Consider the following 18365-nt stretch of genomic DNA (forward strand, 5'->3'; position numbering starts at 1 on the left):
TATGCCAAAAATGCAAGTATTATACTTTATCTTCTTTAATAGCATAGATCCCTGGCAGATGACGCAAGTAACCATGAAAGTCCATACCGCAGCCATAGACATAACGATCATCAACATCGATACCGACAAAATCCACATCGAAATCAGCGACTTTGCGATCATGCATTTTATTCAACAGTACGCAAGAATCGATAGAAGCGGGGTTCTCTTTCCCTAATTCTTCAACGATAGCTTTTAGTGTGATGCCTTCATCAAAAATATCATCAATGAGAAGTACATGCTCACCTTCGATACTGACATCAGGTTTGAACTTCCAATCAAGATCGTTTGTCCCTTCATTGTCACGATAGCGCGTGGCATGAATATAGTGCATGCGATGATAAAAGGTTAGATGAGTCAGTAGCTGTCCTGCTGGGATAAGACCACCATTCATCACTACCATAACGATAGGGTTGAGGCCTGCGTAATGCAGATTCAGCTGGGCGGCAAGTCGCTCATACGCGGCAGCCACTTCAATACTGCTAATGAGGCACTCTGAATTACGCAGAGTTTGTTCAATCTCTTGATTGCTGATTTGAGTCATAGTAGGGTGCGCCTTTGATAAAAGTGCCACATATTTTAGCAAGTTTTAGCGAATTTACCTAATCGCAAACCGCGATTAAACTAATATTAATTAATCTGCTTTTTCTACAATAAAAGGACGATAGTAATCAGCCAAACGGTTCAATGAGCTCATGGGTAAGTCGGGTAGCAGTTTATTGAGTGCCATGCTCATACCTTTATCAATAGCGGCTTTGGCAACCGGTACAGATTTGCGTTTAATTATACCTAGCTTAAGGGTTTCGGCATAACGAGTGATAAAATGAGTAAGCGTGTCTTCGTTCATCGTCTCCAATGCTAATTTAAATTTACTCATGTCAACATCATCAGCAGTCACTGAAGCAAAGCCTTCTGTGATTTTTTTAGCACTATCCTCAGAGAGCTTAAAGCCGACCCGGCTCACCCCTTCATTATCCGTAAACGTCGCTCGATCGCGTAGAAAATGGAAGCTTGGCAATACATCTTCGTTATTCTCTTTATTTAATAAGATGTTAAGTAGCGTATCAGCTGAGCGCTCAATAGTGCCAACGATTTTGCGCATAGAAGCCTGACGCTCAGGATTAGGGATAATCTCTACTAAGCCTACCAGCAAATTATCAATCAAATCTCTAGCGGTTTGATGGGTTAGTGCGTCGCGGTGTTTGTAGTACTCAACGTGCTCATCCGATGCCTCTGCTTGCGCCGCCTCCTCTATTAATTGTTTGAGTTTTTCTGAGGGTGGAAATCCGAAATAGTGTGCCATGTCTTTTCCTTGAATTTTATTAAATAAGTATTCTAAATCAAATATAAGAGTATACGTAAAAAACTAGTGACGTTGCATTCGTTTATCAGCTGCAATCATCTGTTATCCCTAGCTTTGAGATAATAAGTTTTTATTTAACGGTAGTTTTTGGTAAATAAACCTTTACTGCGGTTAATTTTATAGATTGTAATTGACCACTGCAACGATATAGGGCGATACTACAACAATTGTAGACTACCAGTTAAAATCACTCATAAATGATTAGTGCTTTTACAAAAGTCTATAATTGCTAAAGGCAGCCTTCTAGGCTGATGTAAGGAGAGTAAGTATGCAAGGAGGAATGCAATGAATAGTGCTGTTGTACTGCTTATCAGCATCGGTTTGATGCTATGTGGTTATCTTTTTTATTCAAAATTCATAGCTAATAAAATTTTAGGGTTAGACAATAGTCTTCCCACGCCAGCCCATACCATGAAAGACGGTGTGGACTATGTTCCGACTAATAAATACGTATTATGGGGTCATCATTTCACTTCAGTCGCAGGTGCCGCACCGATCATTGGTCCGGCTATTGCAGTGATTTGGGGCTGGGTGCCAGCTGTGCTTTGGGTGGTTTTTGGGACGATATTCATGGCAGGTGTCCATGATATGTCTGCCATTTGGGCGAGTATGCGTAACCGTGGTCAGTCTATCGGCTCAATTGCCGGGACGGTGATGGGTACGCGCGTGCGCAGCTTAATGATGGTGGTGATTTTCTTATTACTACTGATGGTCAATGCTGTGTTCGGTGTGGCTATCGCCAATATGCTAATCAAAACACCATCCGCGGTATTGCCGGTGTGGGGCGCGTTGGTGGTCGCCTTTATTATCGGGCAGTGTATCTACCGCTACAATATGAGTCTCATCTGGGTCTCTATCATCGGCGTAGTGGCACTTTATGGGCTGATTTATCTAGGGCCTATGTTCCCAGTGGTGTTGCCTGAAACCTTCATGGGATTACCTGATAATGCCGTTTGGATTATCATATTATTCTCTTATGCTGCCGTAGCGTCATTATTGCCAGTATGGATGTTATTGCAGCCTCGCGATTATATCAACGGCTTGCAACTGTTCGTCGGCCTAATATTATTATATGCCGCTATCTTCATCTCAACGCCCGATATTGTCGCGCCTGCGATCAACAGCGACTTACCGATGAGCGCGCCTTCTATCGTACCTTTGCTATTTGTGACTATTGCTTGTGGGGCGATATCAGGTTTTCATGGCTTAGTCGCCACAGGTACGACATCTAAGCAGATCGATAAAGAGGAGGACGCTCGGTTTGTAGGTTATTTTGGTGCATTAGGTGAAGGTATGCTTGCGCTTGGTGCTATATTAGCGGCGACCGCAGGTTTTGCAACTTTAGGTGATTGGCAGGCGATTTATCAAAACTTTGGTGACGGCTCTATCGGTGCTTTTATTGATGGTGGTGCTACTATTTTAAGTAATGGCGTTGGTATTGATTTGGTGCTATCGCAGACGATGCTTACGGTAATGGCAGCTCTGTTTGCAGGAACGACTATGGATACTGGCGTACGTCTACAGCGTTATATCTTCCAAGAGTTTGGCGAATTTTATAACTTGCCAGCACTAAATAAAGGCTGGGTGGCAACCTTATTAGCAGTCGGAACCTGTCTATTATTAGCGTTTGGCGCAGGCGGTATCGATGGTGCAGGTGGTATGATTATCTGGCCACTATTCGGAACGACTAATCAGCTCATGGCAGCCTTAACGCTGATGATTGTGACGGTTATTTTATTACGTAAAGGTAAACCAGTCTGGTACACCTTAGCGCCACTATGCTTCTTATTAGTGATGACGCTGTTTGCCTTATTGATTCAGCTAAAAACCTTTTATGACGATAGCAACTGGCTATTAATTGCGATGGATTTGATTATCTTAATTGCTTCGGTATTAGTCACCTTTGAGAGCTTCTCAGTATTGCGCCGAGAATGGGGCGAACATAAAGGTAAGAAGAATATCTAGCAAGTATTCTATAAATAAGTTAGATGCTAAATGAAATAAAGCGCTGGCAATTGCTGGCGTTTTTTTATTGAACAAACATAAGGTATAGTGGGATAAAGAATACGCCCCATTATACTAGATACCGTGAGAGTCAACACTAGGATAAGATATGAAAAGTAATGAGCAATATGAGCCAAAAATTAACTTGTCATGGTGGCAGCGATTTTCCGCAGGACTCAATGAGTTTTATCATGCGCCTTATAGGCAAACGATGGCTCGCGCTGCTCGTGATGAAGAGGATTTTTTTATGCTGATGATGTTTGCTGAGAGTCTCGGTATTGATAATCCTGCCAACTTTTATACCTTAGAGCTACAACCGCTATTTTTGGAGAACTTCCATGAATGGCATACCCGTATGGGCATGGAGAGATGCCCGTTCGATCATGTCGGTTGCTGTTAGATCTAAGGATTTATTTATTATAAATAACCACAAAACGAGTCAATCAGACCCTAGATAGTGATTGAGTATAGAGAAAAGCAGAGAAAAACATGGCGACACAGTCTATAGAAAACACATCGTTAAACACTTTAGTCGTTCAATTATCACAGCAGCCGATTATATTTGTTGGCGGCAAAGGTGGGGTGGGAAAAACCACTACAGCGGCTGCACTTGCCAGCCGTTTTGCTAGCCAACACAAAAAAACGCTCATTATTTCGACGGATCCTGCGCATAGCTTAGGCGATGTGTTAAATACCAAGCTTGATAATAAAAAAACAGCAATTAGCCAGTATCTCGATGCTCTTGAGCTCAATCCTGATGTCATCGTAGATGCCCATTTCGCGCAAGTGGAGCGCACTATTACGGCCTATGCCAATCCTGATATGATGCCAAAAATTCGCGAGCATCTGCGACTATCGAAGTCAGCCCCTGGCGCAGCCGAGGCGGCAATGCTAGAGTCTATGTGCCAGCATTTAGTCTCTGCAGCCGTGGAGGGCTATGAGCATATTATCTTTGACACTGCACCAACTGGGCACACGCTGCGACTATTAGTATTGCCTGAGATGATGGGCGCGTGGACAGATGGCTTGTTGGCACAGCAGCGACGACAGGCCAAACTGCGCTCAGTGGCTACGCGCTTAGATAAAAAAAGCAGTGGTGATACTTCAAAAAACGTCGCAAATCCTTTTGAGAAACATAAACCCGATCGCTGGGAGCAAGCAGTTTCGGTATTGGAAAAGCGCAAAGCTCTATTTCGGCAAGCGGCAGAGCTTTTACACGACTATAAAAAAACCGCTATCGTCTTAGTGATGACAGCGGATATTTTGCCATTAGTTGAAACCAAACGTGCTATTGAACAGTTAGAAAGTGCCAAGCTTAAACCCTCGGCAATCGTAGTCAATCAGTTGATTCACCCCAAGCAAAAAGACACGTTTTGGCAGCAGCGCGCTGATAGACAACAGCAGATTATGAGCGATATCGAAACCGCCTTTAAGTGCTATCCGCTATCTGAAATATATCTACAGCAGACTGATATACGAGGGTTTGAGGCTTTAAGTAAGCTGTTGAAATAACAAACATCAAGTTATTTCTTTTTATTTTACAGCTTGCTCGCCAGCGACCAAGTCGTATCCATACGTAGGCTTTGTGCTTGTTCTGCCTTACCACTGTTTAATGAAGACCACTGCGGTTTGCCGCGTGCTTTTTTGAGCTCGCTTGGTAGTTTGTGAGGCGGCCAAAGAGTGACGGCCTTATCATCTTCTAGACTATCGTCTTCGTTGCTCGCAGATATCTGCCCATCACTGACCCTCTCATTTTGATAGAGCAATTGCGTGGCGTCTGTTGCCGCATGCCCGCGATGACGCAAAGCGGTTAATAAGTCAGTGGCGCGCGTGGCTAGCAAGGTCAAAGTCGCGGGATCTATATATAAGCGTTTAACACCCGTAATCTTATCAGCGATGCTACTAGTGTTAGATAGCAGCCCACCGCCAATAGCGCCTAGCGCAGCGCCTAACCCTAAAGTGGTTCCTAGTGCTGCGGCATCAATACCTAATCCTAGTAGCGCACCTGCCGCCGCACCAGAAGTGGTGCGAATACCGTAGTTTTTTAATAACTCTGGATCGAAAGGATCTTGCTGATAAGCCTGCAACTGCAGGGGGGTAGAGGCTACCGCATTATCATAAAACTTATACAGGTTAAGAAGCTGATGCTGCATAGTGCGTTCAGTTTGCCTGACCGCTTCTTGCATATCTTGTAGCACTGGCATGGGATCATCGTCTTCACTGATCTCACGCACAAAGGCGGCCACATTTAATAAAAAGTCCGCGATGATGATTTTTGCATCATCTTGTAGTTGTGCCCAATCCTCGGTACGGCGCTGCACCAGCTGCTCAAGCATCTCAGAGTGCGTTAGCATCGTGGCCAGATTTTGCCACAATCGCATCTCATCCTCAAACTCAAAGGCTACAGAATCAAAACGCGTCGAGATGTGTAGATTACGCCGTGCCAGCATCGTCTGCCACTCATCGATGTTAGTGTTTTGGCTATCGGTAAAGTTAAACACTGGCATCACAGGTATCGCCGCCCACGAGAGAATTGCTAGCTCATCTTTATATTTACCTAATACCGGCTCACGCGCATCGACGACATATACTGCCATATCACTTGCCAGTAATTGGCGAATCACTTTGGCTTCTTGACTATAGTCCTCAGCACCTTGAGCGCCAGTTGCGATATCTGCTGCCAAAAACTGCTGCAAGCGCTCGATACCATCACGGCGGCTAGCGGTATTATCTTCAAGCCAATCCATCAGGCCTGAGGCATCCTCTAGCCCAGGCGTATCATAGAGAGTAACTAAGACTTCACCCGTCTGGCTATCGGTTAATTGCGCGCGCTCGACATGCCGCGTCGTCGCTGCTTCGTTTTTGACTTCACCGAAATAAACGTCACGTAGCAAAGTGCGCAAAATTGACGTCTTACCCGTATTGGTATGACCAACAACCGCTAGTTTTAACGGCTCACCAGTAGCGAGCGTCTTTTTAGTATTAGGGTTGCTAGTAGGAGTATTAGCAGGGTCTTGATCCGACTTAGTGATATTTGGAGTGGCATCTGAAATAGTATTAGCTTCACTAATATTAACCTCAGGGACAACCGCAGGAGTAAAATCGTCTTTTAAAGCTTTGTCAGCAAACAGTCCGGCGGGCCTTTCGTTATTTTTACTATCGGTATTATTATTCATGATGTGATCTTATTTGCAGGTTATCAAAATAGGGTTTACTAATGACTTTTGATTAGTGATTAACGACCAAGCCGATTTGTCGCTCAGCTAACGCCGTTTGCCATTGCTGGTAGCGCACATTGTTATTCGTGTCTTTAGAATCCTGAGTATTTGTAACAGTATTGGTATCGATGTCGGCCTTATCGTTATCTAGCAATTGTACGATTAGACCATGCTTAGCATGAGTAGCAATTTGATCCAGTTTACGCAGAGTGCCGCGATCAGGTAGTGCTTTATTATGAATCCCTAATAGCACTTGTACAGCATGAGTATCTAGATACTGATGCAAACGCGCCATATCGTCACGATCATCGATGATACCAAAGTTCTCAACTGCTTCATTGGCTTCAATGGCCGTGCCAGCCAGCCACCACTGCTGATGCTCGCTAGGATATTCGAGTAGGGCAACGATTTTATTAGCCGAGCTTACCTTAGCTTTTGGCGCAATAGGAGCGGGTGCTTCTTGAAAATCATCAGCATCAATGATTTGACGCTGCCAAAAGTGAATAATTTTTTGGTAATATGGCAATTTGATATCCAAGCGCATTTTTTTGCGGCGAAACATTAGTGCACAAAAACTCCACGCAATCGCACGCGGTACGATGCCATACATCAATAAGCTACCGACTAGCAAGCTTGCCCATTGTCTAGCTACCGACAAAGGCAGCGCATCAGTGACCAAGCGGCTCTGAATAATAGCCGCACTATCAGGAACATTAAATCCTACTAGACTTGGCAACCAGCCCAGCGCCTGGGTCAAACCAATCAAGGCATTATCGGATAGTAGCGTGGATTCCCAACTAAAGCTGTACTGACGCACTACTAATAAAAATATAATCGCCAGTAGCATACCAGTCAAAGTGGCTAGCCATAACTGATGGCTGAATTTGCCGAGATACCAGCGCATCCCGCTATGTTCAAGCTGCTGCTCATAAAGACTAACCGCCGCTTGAGTGACATCATCTTTACCACGAATCAAATAGCTCGGACTGACCAAACTGGCAAACCAATTGGCCGATTGCTTACCTCGGTTAATAAAAGTAAAGACTAGCCAGCCAACCAGCATTAGCGTATGAAACCCTAATAAGCAGACTAGCACATAAAAGAAGTTGACGACGTTGGCCTGCAATAAGGTAAATAACCCCAAAAATCCTGAGACACACCAAACCACACTCATAATGACCATGATGCTCTTTATACGAGCGTCTATTTTACCTAAGACCTTTGCCAGCACTCCATTACTATCGATGCGTTTCGCACGGCGATGCAGCTTTTGTTTCGGCGAGCCTTCTTCATTTTGCAGCTTTTCGGTCACCAGTAGCGGATCTGTGGCAAATACATGATTGTTGGTCTCAAGGTTTCGTACTAGCTCAGTCAGTTGGTCTTGCGGGGATAGCATAAGCGATAAGATCCAAGTCAAAAAATGATAAGTAAAAGCGGTAATTGCAGATTATTGTAGCGTATATCGAATCTAGATAGCTGCTATTATTGTTTATAGCGAAAGAATAGCTAAAGAGTTGTCAGTTGAAAATCTATCTTATAAGAAGTGCTATCACAAAAAAAGGACTCTATGATGACCACTAAAACTTATCTCATCATCGGCGGCACAGGCGGTATCGGTAAAGCTATGGTAGAGCAATTAGTCGCCAAAGCAGCCAAAAATACAGTAAAAACTGGCATCCAGGTCTTTGCCACTTATCATAATAGCGTACCTGAGATTGAGGTCGATAAGTTGCATTGGCTGAAGATGGACATCTGTGACGAGGCTAGTATTAAGCAGAGTATTGAGGCCATCAAGGAGCATAGCAGTCATATCGACTGGGTCATTAATTGTGTGGGTCTGCTACATACCGAACATAATCAACCAGAAAAAGCGCTGCGGCAGATGGAGACTGAATTTTTTCTAAAAAATATGCAAGTCAATGCGCTCGCCAGCATGCTTATTGCCAAACACATCAAGCCGCTACTCAAAAACGCGTCAAGAAGTGGCGATAATCCTGCGATATTTGCGACGATATCAGCCAGAGTCGGAAGTATCAGTGATAATGCGCTTGGCGGCTGGTACAGTTACCGCATGAGTAAAGCGGCGCTGAATATGGGCATGAAAAATTTGAGTATTGAATGGGCGCGCTCTTTGAAAGAGGTCTGCGTGGTGGTTATGCAGCCTGGTACTGTGAATACACAGTTATCGGCACCTTTTCAAACAAACGTCGCTAAGGGCCATCTATTCTCGCCAGCTTATAGTGCAGAATCCTTATTAGAAGTGCTAGCGAATATGAGTAGCGATCAAACCGGTAGTTTTGTCGATTGGGCAGGGGAGTCTATATCATGGTAGGCGGTTTTGAGTGTCGCTTAACATAATGTTTAGATAGTCAGTTAAAAAAAGGGCGCCCTGTATATAAGGCGCCCTTGCTATTGAAAAGCTCTCTTTTATACCAACCTATTAATTGATCATCAATAAGTCCATAAACTCAGGCACTGGCGTTTGCTCTAGCTTTGCTTGATTATCGCATAGCTCAATAATCTGTTGGCAACGACTCTCAATAAAACGAGTCGCTAGATTGGCGCGAAATTTTGCTTCCAGAATAGGGATACCTTCAGCGCGGCGTCGCTTATGACCGATAGGGTACTCAACGGCGACCTTATCGGTGCTAGTGCCGTCTTTAAAGAAAATCTGAATGGCATTAGCAATCGAGCGCTTACTAGGATCGTGATAGTCTTTAGTATAGCCAGCATCCTCTTCAACCACCATCTTAGCGCGTAGGCCATCGATCAAGATATGATGCTGCTCATGGTAGTCATCTTCGTAATTCTCCGCCATTAAATCGCCTGTAAGCAGTGGCACTGCTACCATATATTGTAGACAGTGATCGCGATCAGCAGGATTAGCGAGCATGCCTTCTTTAGAGATAATACGAATAGCCGATTCATGGGTGGTAAGGACGATTTTTTTGATGTCATCAATCCTATCATCGACGCGCGGATGTAGAATAACCGCCGCCTCACAAGCCGTCTGCGCATGAAACTCCGCAGGAAAGCTTAACTTAAATAAGATGTTTTCCATCACATAACTGCCAAACTCACGCTGGAAGGTGAATTTACGCTCATCCTCAGGTTTAGTTGCTAAGTCCTTATTGGTATGACTAAACAGCACATCATAAAAGCCCCATTGCTTCGCTGACAGCGCGCCAGGAATACCCATCTCACCGCGGCGTGTGATGTCGACCAAACGTACCGCGCGACTAGTCGCATCCCCAGCCGCCCAAGATTTACGACTGCCAGCATTGGGAGCATGCCGATACGTGCGTAGCGCTTGCCCATCGACTAATGCTTGTGATATCGCCGCCATAATACGTTCTCGAGGTAAGTTATAAAGCTTAGCAACGACAGCGGTTGAGGCTAATTTGACTAAGAACACATGATCAAGGCCAACACGATTGAACGAATTATCTAGTGCCAGCACGCCTTGAATCTCATGCGCCATAATCATCGCCTCAAGCACCCCACGCATAGTCAAAGGCTTAAGATTGCGGCTAATATTCTGCTGACTGATGTAATCGGCTACCGCAAGAATACCGCCTAAGTTATCTGACGGGTGACCCCATTCAGCGGCTAGCCAAGTATCATTATAATCTAGCCAGCGCACCATACAGCCAATATCAAAAGCGGCTTTAATCGGATCTAGCCGATGCGAGGTACCAGGGACTCGCGCGCCATTGGGCGTCAGCTGACCTTCACAATCAGGACCTAAATGCTTGGTACATTCAGGAAAGCGCAGTGCGAGTAATCCGCAGCCGAGCGTATCCATCAGACAGTGACGCGCGGTATTCCACGCGTCATCACTATTTTTAGAATCCTTATCTATCGAGTAATTGAGCACATAGTCAGCAATTTTTTGAATTTCATTGTCATATTTGGGACGGACGTTGCTTTCAACCGTAGCATTTTGATTATCTGATTTAGACATCATCGTCTCCTCTTCCTTGAGTGAGTTGTTTTTCTGCTTGCTAGTCGACTTACTAATGGTGAATTTTATAAATAATAACTCTCAAAAATAAGTCATACCTCAAAGTAGCATAAGCAAAAGCCAATATCCAAACTGTATTATGTTAAGAATTAAAACCTTTTTACTTAATAAATTTTAGATCATCAAATACAGCAACCCTAAGATAAACAGTGCAACCAATATAAATAGCAAACCGCTTAAAATCTTCGAAGTTGTATTAGTAGTTGTATTACTAACTTTTTTGACCTTGGTTTTTTTGGCCACACTTAGCACCATCTTCACGTGCTCGATATTATCTTCAAGGTAATAATCGCCTTCTGGCACAAACCCTAATGACTGATAAAAGCTGAGCAAATAAGTCTGAGCGGAGATGATAATTGGACGCTTTTTACCGTATTTTTTGCGGCAATGGGTGATGGCTTGAGTCATTATCTGCCGCGCTAGCCCCTGGCCTCGATACGCTGATAATACTAGTACGCGTCCGATAGCAGACATAGCCGTATTGAGGTGTTCATCGTCAGTAAGGTTAGATCTGAGGGTGTTATACTCTGGTGGAATAATACGGCAGTAGCCAACGAGAGCTTCGTTCTGATGTGCGACCAGATGTAAGCAGTCAAAATCTAGCTCATCCATATCTTGATAAGCGCAGTTTTGCTCTACCACAAATACTTGCGAGCGTGCTTTTAAAATATGATAGATATCCACTGAGGTTAATTCATCAAAGGTTTTTATAGCAAACATGGCGGTCATAATTAAGCTACTTATACAAAAAGTTATTGAATGGTAAGAATAGAGTTAAATCAAACATTGCAGATGATAATTAAAATGACAGTGTTTAAATAAAATCGCATTATAGCGATATAAAGCTTTATCGACCATCCAGATTTTAAGTATCAGCTGTATGATTAATCGTCTGACTGATTTTGTCCAAATTCAGACTATCAGACATAGCGCTAAAGATTTCATAATACTTACCGCCTTTATCATAGAGCGCTTCATGCGTGCCAGTCTCGATCACTTGACCGTTTTCAATAACGACTAAATCATCAGCGTCGATAATCTGCGCGATATTATGCGAGACCATAATAACGGTACGATCTTGCTTGATTAGATCTAAGCTTTTTTTGACCTGTTGACTGGCGATAGCATCAAGACTAGCAGTCGGCTCATCTAAGAATACAATTGGTGGATCTTTTAAAAACATACGAGCTAGGGCAATGCGCTGCTGTTGACCACCTGATAACGATTTGGCCGTACTCTCATAACCATCCGCTAGTTGCATCACTTGCTCATGAATAGAAGCCTTTTTTGCTGCGACTATGATGTCATCTAGCGTCGCATTCATATTGCCATAGCGAATGTTTTCGCTGATAGTGCCTGAGAAGATGTGATTACTTTGTAATACCAGACCGATATTTTGGCGTAAGTCATGAGTATCGCAATCTTTTAAGTCATGTCCATCTAAGCAGATCATACCTGTATCTGGTTCATAAAATTTGACTAATAAATTGATAATCGTACTCTTGCCTGCGCCACTTAGCCCCACAAGCGCGGTAATACGATTAGGGCGAATCTCAAAACTGACGTCTTTTAATGCTTGAGTACCATTGGGATAAGTGAAATCAACATTTTTTAGCTCGATATGACCTTTTAGATTTTTGCTACTGATGCCATCGATATTTTCAACTTGTTTGTCATCTTCTAATATCTCAAAAAACCCTTCCGCATAAGTTAAAGCATTATTGATCTGATCGTAGATACGGTGCAGCTGACGGATAGGGGCGGCGACGTTTTGAAATAGCATGACATGGAACAAAATCATGCCAATAGTCATCTGACCCTGCAAGACAAAGTAGGAGGTTAGCAAAATGATCACCACTACACCGATTTGTTCGATAAAAGTCTTTACCGCATCATAGATAAAGCCAATACTACGAATACGTAGCTGATTATCAGTCATCTCTTTTTGAATTTTTAGATGCTTCTGTGCTTCAATAGGCTCGCGAACGAAGGATTTGACCACGCTAATCGAGTTAATAAGAGAGATCACCAACCCGCTTTTAGCCTCTCGAAAGCTGCGCATCTGCCGCCGAAAGCCTTGTAGGCGCCGGGCTTGTTTTTGGCTGATAAAAAAGTAAATAGGTATGATAATCAGACCAACGAGGCCAATCCAAAAATTGGTGGAGAACATAATTATCAAGGAAACAATGGCGCTGGCAAACAGCGGCAGCATATCGATAAAGAAATTTTGTACCAGACTCGTTAGGCTACTGACGCCATAGTCGATACGAGTTTGCAATTTACCGCTGTCGTTCTCGCTACTGGTATAAAACGCCATACGATAAGTGAGAATACGCTCAATAATCTTTTGCGATAGATCCCGTGAGAGATTGATACGTATCTTCTCACCATAGAAGCGCTGACCAAACGAGATAAATATCGATAGTATTTCTTTGGTCAGTAGCACCGCGCTAATGATGATGAGCATACGCACGCCCGCTTCCCAAGGCTCGGCAAGCGTAGCAATCTCGGTTAAGGTATCGACGGCATAACGCAGTACAAAAGCATTGACCTGCGCGGTAAAGGAGCCAAGCACCGTCAAAATTAAGGTGGCTATTATGAGTAATTTATAAGGTGCGGCGAAGACAGCAAGCTTTTTTAAAATATTCCAAAGCAGCGCGCGCCGCTCAGTCTTTTTGACTGGCGGCTTTTTATCGAACGGGGATTTGCTGAGATTAGGAGTGGTAGTCATTGTAGTAGGGTAAAGTAATCAATCTCAAAAATCTATATGCATAGGCTCACTCGTATATAATTTATCTATCTTTCGTAAGGCGCGCCTATTTAAAATTTTTTGCTTAAAACGCATCCTCAGGCACAAACACTTCGCCTTCCATAATACGACGAGCAGAGCGGCTCATCGAGACTTTTTTAGCTTGCCAGCGCCCATCGACTTGTTCCGTTTTGCCGCCAACTAACAGCGTACCTGAAGGATGACCAAATCTAACTTCACTAAGACTACCACCGCCAGCCGCCGCGTTGACCAACGTCCCTTGCGTCGTTGCCGCTGCGGCAATAGCAACGGCAGCCGTACCCATCATCGCATGGTGCAATTGCCCCATACTCATAGCGCGCACTACTAGATCAATATCAGCAGATTTTACTTCTTTACCACTAGAGGCGGTATAGTTTTGCGCTGGAGCCACCCACGCAATTTTGGGAATATGTTGACTGCTTTGCGCCTCACTCTCATCTTTAAATAGTCCCATCGCCACACCGCCACGGGCACGGATTTTTTCTAGTTTAGCCAGTAGCTCACTGTTACTATTAATATGGTCCTGCAACTCCGTTCCCGTAAAGCCCAAGTCATCGCTTTTCATAAATATCGTTGGAATACCGGCGTTAATAAAGGTCGCTTTTACGCTGTCTTTATCGAGGCCACATCCAGAGACATCAAAATCATCAACGAGATTGTTAGTCGGGAACATATCGCTAGAAGAGTCTACAGGATCGATAAATTCAATTTTGACCTCAGCGGCAGGGAAGGTGACGCCATCAAGCTCAAAGTCACCCGTTTCTTGTACTTGCACCGCTCCTTGCTCGTCTTTGTAAACCGGTACATGCGCAATAATCGTTTTGCTAATATTCTCTTGCCAAATATGCACTTCGCAGATGCCAGACTCACTACTAGCTGCTACTTTTTCGGCGTCAACGATACCCATATTAATCGCACAAGCGCCAACGGCAGCGGTTAAATTACCGCAGTTACCTGCCCAATCAATCATGGGCTTAGCGATATTGACTTGTCCAAATAAGTAGTTTACATCGTGGTCTAGCATTTCAGTAGGCGATAAAATTACCGTCTTTGAGGTGCTAGAGCTACCATTTCCTAGGCCATCGATTTGCTTACCATAAGGGTCAGGACTACCGATAACGCGCAATAAAAAATTATCACGCGCCGCACCTGCTACTTGGCAACGTTCTGGTAGGTCGGATAATTTAAAAAAGGTGCCTTTTGAGGTACCGCCGCGCATGTAGATGGCGGGGACGGATATTTGCGGGGCGAAAGTGGGTTGGGTCATGGATTTCATTCCTTTAAGTCTTATTATAGTGTGAATAGTTAATATTTTTTGTTTGTGGTAAAATACCACAAAGGTAAGTGTTATTAAATAAGGAGGGCATTATGTCCACTGCAAGTATACGACTTAATAAGTCACTGGTTGACAAAGCTCACGCTATTGCAAAAGCACAACACCGGACACCACCGAAGCAGATTGAGCACTGGGCAACTATCGGTCAAATTATGGAAGATAATCCTGATTTATCCTATGAGTTTGTTCGTCAGTTATTAATTGCACAAGCTGAGGTTGACGCGGGTATGACTGAGCCTTATGAATTTGGATAGTTTAATCTGGAAAAACTATGACTCAATCTCTACGTGTTATTCAGTCTCATGGGTTCAAAAAATCAGTCAAAAAGCTACATAAGAATCAAAAATCAGACCTTGATAAGGCTGTGCACGCAATCGTTGACAAGCCACATATAGGAACACTTAAAGCAGGTGACCTTTCGTCTGTGCGCGTCCACAAATTTAAAATGGCAAAACAGTTAACGTTATTAGCTTATCAGATAGATGATGGTCAGCTCGTTCTTACGCTGCTTATGCTAGGAACACATGAGAACTTTTATCGTGATGTTAAGTTGATGCTTTAGAGCTAACTTTAACAGTCCGATATTGCTAAAACTTATCGTTATCATTCGCCCAATCCAAATAATTAGAAAATATAAGCTTAAAAAACCGATGCTATACCTCTATACAACATCGGTTATTTATAACTTACAAGCTAAACCTTAAACGTTTAAGCCACTTCACCCGCTAAGAACTCTTTGGCAAAACGCTGGAGCATACCGCCAGAGTTATACATTTTAACCTCATCAGCTGTATCTAAGCGGCAGATAACAGGCGTCTTATCGACTGAGCCATCAGTGCGATGAATGACTAGCGTCATCTCACCGCCAGCGGAGACATCACCTTCGATATCGAAGATTTCTGTGCCGTCGATATTTAGCGTCTCGCGGTTGGTGCCTTCTTTGAACTGTACGGGGAGTGCGCCCATACCCACTAAGTTTTGACGGTGAATGCGCTCAAAGTCTTCGGCGACGACGACTTCCACGCCAGCCAGACGCACGCCTTTAGCGGCCCAGTCGCGGCTTGAGCCTTGACCATAGCCGTCACCTGCGATGATGATCAGTGGCTGCTCACGATTCATATACGTCTCGATCGCCTCCCACATGCGCATCACTTGTCCTTCTGGCTCTACGCGAGCGAGTGAGCCTTGAATAACGTCGCCTTTCTCATCACGAACCATCTCATTGAGCAGTTTTGGATTGGCAAAAGTCGCACGCTGCGCGGTTAAGTGATCGCCGCGATGAGTCGCATAAGAGTTATAATCCTCAGCAGGTAATCCCATAGTATCGAGATACTCGCCAGCAGCGGATTCACTCATAATTGCGTTTGATGGCGACATATGATCGGTAGTAATGTTATCGCCGAGTACCGCTAGTGGACGTAACCCTTTCAGACGATTCATCGCCGCCATTTTACCTTCCCAATATGGCGGACGGCGAATGTAGGTACTCATTTCACGCCAGTCGTACTGTGGATCGATGACGGACGCTTCGTTGCGATCTGCCTCAGCTTTGCCTGCATCAAACATCGGAATATAAACTTCGTTGAATTGCTCTGGCTTAACCGAAGCTTTGACAATAGCATCGACTTCGGCGTCATCGAACCAGATGTCCTTTAGGTAGACATCGTTGCCGTTTTGGTCTTTACCGAGCGAGTCTTTTTCGATATCGAAACGGATATTACCAGCGATAGCGTAGGCGACGACTAGTGGCGGTGAGGCCAGGAAGGCTTGCTTGGCATACGGATGGATACGACCGTCAAAGTTACGGTTGCCTGAGAGTACAGCAGTACTAAATAGATCACGGTCGATGATTTCTTGTTCGATCTTAGGATCGAGCGCGCCACTCATACCGTTACAAGTGGTACAAGCAAAGGCCACCACATCGAAGCCTAAGGTTTGTAGCTCAGGCAGCAAACCTGATTCTTCTAAATACAGCTTAACGGTTTTCGAGCCTGGCGCTAATGAAGACTTGACCCAAGGCTGACGTACGAGGCCTTTTTCTACTGCATTACGTGCGACAATACCGGCGGCTACCATATTACGCGGGTTAGAAGTATTGGTACAGCTGGTGATAGCGGCGATAATAACCGCGCCATCTGGCATCAGGCCATCTTTTGGTTCTGGTAGTTTGTCACCTTCGCCGTGAGCGATACCTTCTTTAACCAGATCAGTCGTCGAGACACGCGCGTGCGGACGTGATGGGCCTGCGATATTACGCACGACTTTAGATAGATCAAAATGTAGCACACGGTCGTATTCAGCATCGACCATGCCATCGGCCCAAAGACCCGTTTGTTTAGCATAAGCTTCAACGGTTTTGATTTGCTGCTCAGTACGGCCTGTCAGACGTAAATAATCGATGGTTTGCTCATCGATGGAGAACATCGCGGCAGTAGCGCCATATTCTGGGGTCATGTTGGAGATCGAAGCGCGATCACCAACAGTGATATTGCGTGCGCCTTCGCCATAAAACTCTAGATAGGCTGAAACTACGCCTTCTTCGCGTAAGAATTCTGTCATCGCCAAGACTAAATCGGTGCCGGTAATACCTTCTTGCAGCTTACCTGTTAGCTCAACGCCAACGATGTTCGGCAGGCGCATATAAGAGGGGTTACCTAGCATGACGCTTTCGGCCTCAAGCCCGCCGACCCCGATAGAGATGACACCAAGTGCATCGACCATTGGCGTATGACTATCCGTTCCGACTAAGGTATCAGGAAAAGTCACCGCATCGCCGTTTTGGTCGGCAACGACTTGTACGACTGGCGACATTTTTTCTAGGTTGATTTGATGCATGATGCCGTTGCCAGGCGGTACTACATTCACATTATCAAAGGCATACTGGCACCAGTTGATAAAGTGAAAACGGTCTTCGTTACGGCGCTCTTCAATCGCGCGGTTTTTCTCAAAAGCGTCTTCTTCAAAACCTGCGTGCTCAACCGCTAATGAGTGATCGACGATTAATTGTGTCGGTACGATGGGATTGACTTTGGAAGGGTCCCCGCCTTCCGCCGCGATAGCATCACGTAAGCCTGCCAAATCAACAAAGGCCGTTTGACCTAAAATATCATGACAAACGACACGGGCAGGATACCAAGGAAAATCAACCTCTTGCTTACGGTAGATGTGCTGTGATAACGCTTCGGTGAGATCCTCTGGCGGACAACGGCGTACAAGATTTTCGCATAGTACTTTTGAGCTAAAAGGTAGCTTGGCATAAGCGCCAGGCTCAATGTCATTGACCGCATGCTCGACGTCAAAATAATGCAAATCAGTACTGCTGCCATCCAAAGACGGTAATGGCTTTTTGTATTGCTCATTCATGGTTTGCGGATTAACTTGCGTTAAAGGCTGCTTGTCATCGCTCATGGCGGGCTTTCCTGTGTAGAGGGTATAAGAGATTTAAAGAGGGTTTTTTTAGAGATATTTTATTTAGCAAAATTTATTTTCAAAAGCTCCATTAGATATAGACTTTGCTAAATAAAGGGTAGGGTAGATTTAAAATAAATTGCAGGGTGTGCTAGTCAGATCGGCGGGTTACGCTCCTAACC

At 44.5% G+C, this 18365-nt stretch carries 15 protein-coding genes; 6 read left to right on the plus strand and 9 right to left on the minus strand.

Going from position 1 to position 18365, the window contains the following annotated elements; genetic code table 11:
- Positions 1–19: 19 nt before the first annotated feature.
- A complete protein-coding gene (locus ACS8E3_RS02055; protein ID WP_439240727.1) occupies positions 20–583 on the minus strand; it encodes a hypoxanthine-guanine phosphoribosyltransferase in 564 nt (187 codons plus the stop codon).
- Positions 584–673: 90 nt separating this feature from the next.
- The gene (locus ACS8E3_RS02060) at positions 674–1342 is read right to left on the minus strand and encodes a hypothetical protein (protein ID WP_439240729.1); all 669 of its coding nucleotides are present in this window, start codon (positions 1340–1342) and stop codon (positions 674–676) included.
- 345 nt (positions 1343–1687) lie between these two features.
- Here ACS8E3_RS02060 and ACS8E3_RS02065 point away from each other — a divergent pair, with 345 nt between their 5' ends.
- The 3 genes from ACS8E3_RS02065 (at position 1688) to ACS8E3_RS02075 (ending at position 4918) form a co-directional block, all read left to right on the plus strand.
- The gene (locus ACS8E3_RS02065) at positions 1688–3367 is read left to right on the plus strand and encodes a carbon starvation CstA family protein (protein WP_439240731.1); all 1680 of its coding nucleotides are present in this window, start codon (positions 1688–1690) and stop codon (positions 3365–3367) included.
- A gap of 148 nt (positions 3368–3515) precedes the next feature.
- Positions 3516–3806, plus strand: coding sequence for a cory-CC-star protein (locus ACS8E3_RS02070; RefSeq protein WP_439240732.1), 291 nt, complete (start codon positions 3516–3518; stop codon positions 3804–3806).
- Between the two features lie 89 nt (positions 3807–3895).
- Complete coding sequence (locus tag ACS8E3_RS02075) at positions 3896–4918, plus strand: ArsA family ATPase (protein ID WP_439240734.1); 1023 nt, start codon at positions 3896–3898, stop codon at positions 4916–4918.
- Between the two features lie 26 nt (positions 4919–4944).
- Here the strand turns inward: ACS8E3_RS02075 and ACS8E3_RS02080 are convergent, their stop codons facing one another.
- Entirely contained in the window at positions 4945–6582 is a 1638-nt protein-coding gene (locus ACS8E3_RS02080; protein ID WP_439240736.1) for a DUF3482 domain-containing protein, read from the minus strand.
- A gap of 52 nt (positions 6583–6634) precedes the next feature.
- The gene (locus ACS8E3_RS02085) at positions 6635–8020 is read right to left on the minus strand and encodes a DUF2868 domain-containing protein (protein ID WP_439240738.1); all 1386 of its coding nucleotides are present in this window, start codon (positions 8018–8020) and stop codon (positions 6635–6637) included.
- 174 nt (positions 8021–8194) lie between these two features.
- Between ACS8E3_RS02085 and ACS8E3_RS02090 the strand changes: the two genes are divergently transcribed.
- Positions 8195–8956: an SDR family oxidoreductase gene (locus ACS8E3_RS02090; RefSeq protein ID WP_439240740.1), complete on the plus strand. Its 762-nt coding sequence runs from the start codon at positions 8195–8197 to the stop codon at positions 8954–8956.
- Positions 8957–9064: 108 nt separating this feature from the next.
- Here the strand turns inward: ACS8E3_RS02090 and ACS8E3_RS02095 are convergent, their stop codons facing one another.
- The 4 genes from ACS8E3_RS02095 to prpF form a co-directional block, all read right to left on the minus strand.
- Entirely contained in the window at positions 9065–10588 is a 1524-nt protein-coding gene (locus tag ACS8E3_RS02095; RefSeq protein WP_439240742.1) for a bifunctional 2-methylcitrate dehydratase/aconitate hydratase, read from the minus strand.
- Between the two features lie 174 nt (positions 10589–10762).
- Positions 10763–11377: a GNAT family N-acetyltransferase gene (locus ACS8E3_RS02100; protein WP_439240744.1), complete on the minus strand. Its 615-nt coding sequence runs from the start codon at positions 11375–11377 to the stop codon at positions 10763–10765.
- Positions 11378–11513: 136 nt separating this feature from the next.
- Positions 11514–13379, minus strand: coding sequence for an ABC transporter ATP-binding protein (locus tag ACS8E3_RS02105; RefSeq protein WP_439240746.1), 1866 nt, complete (start codon positions 13377–13379; stop codon positions 11514–11516).
- A gap of 103 nt (positions 13380–13482) precedes the next feature.
- On the minus strand, positions 13483–14706 hold the full coding sequence (gene prpF / locus ACS8E3_RS02110; protein ID WP_439240748.1) for a 2-methylaconitate cis-trans isomerase PrpF: 1224 nt from the start codon (positions 14704–14706) through the stop codon (positions 13483–13485).
- A 101-nt stretch (positions 14707–14807) separates the two neighbouring features.
- On the opposite strand from prpF, the gene ACS8E3_RS02115 reads away from it, so the two are divergent.
- Both ACS8E3_RS02115 and ACS8E3_RS02120 read left to right on the plus strand, forming a co-directional pair.
- A complete protein-coding gene (locus ACS8E3_RS02115) occupies positions 14808–15029 on the plus strand; it encodes a TA system antitoxin ParD family protein (RefSeq protein WP_058368813.1) in 222 nt (73 codons plus the stop codon).
- A 17-nt stretch (positions 15030–15046) separates the two neighbouring features.
- Positions 15047–15337: a type II toxin-antitoxin system RelE/ParE family toxin gene (locus ACS8E3_RS02120; protein WP_439240751.1), complete on the plus strand. Its 291-nt coding sequence runs from the start codon at positions 15047–15049 to the stop codon at positions 15335–15337.
- 146 nt (positions 15338–15483) lie between these two features.
- Here ACS8E3_RS02120 and acnD read toward each other — a convergent pair whose 3' ends face one another.
- The gene (acnD, locus tag ACS8E3_RS02125) at positions 15484–18138 is read right to left on the minus strand and encodes a Fe/S-dependent 2-methylisocitrate dehydratase AcnD (RefSeq protein WP_439241323.1); all 2655 of its coding nucleotides are present in this window, start codon (positions 18136–18138) and stop codon (positions 15484–15486) included.
- Between the last annotated feature and the right edge of the window lie 227 nt (positions 18139–18365).

This window comes from Psychrobacter sp. 2Y5 (genome assembly GCF_051847375.1).
In the GTDB taxonomy this organism is placed as follows: domain Bacteria; phylum Pseudomonadota; class Gammaproteobacteria; order Pseudomonadales; family Moraxellaceae; genus Psychrobacter.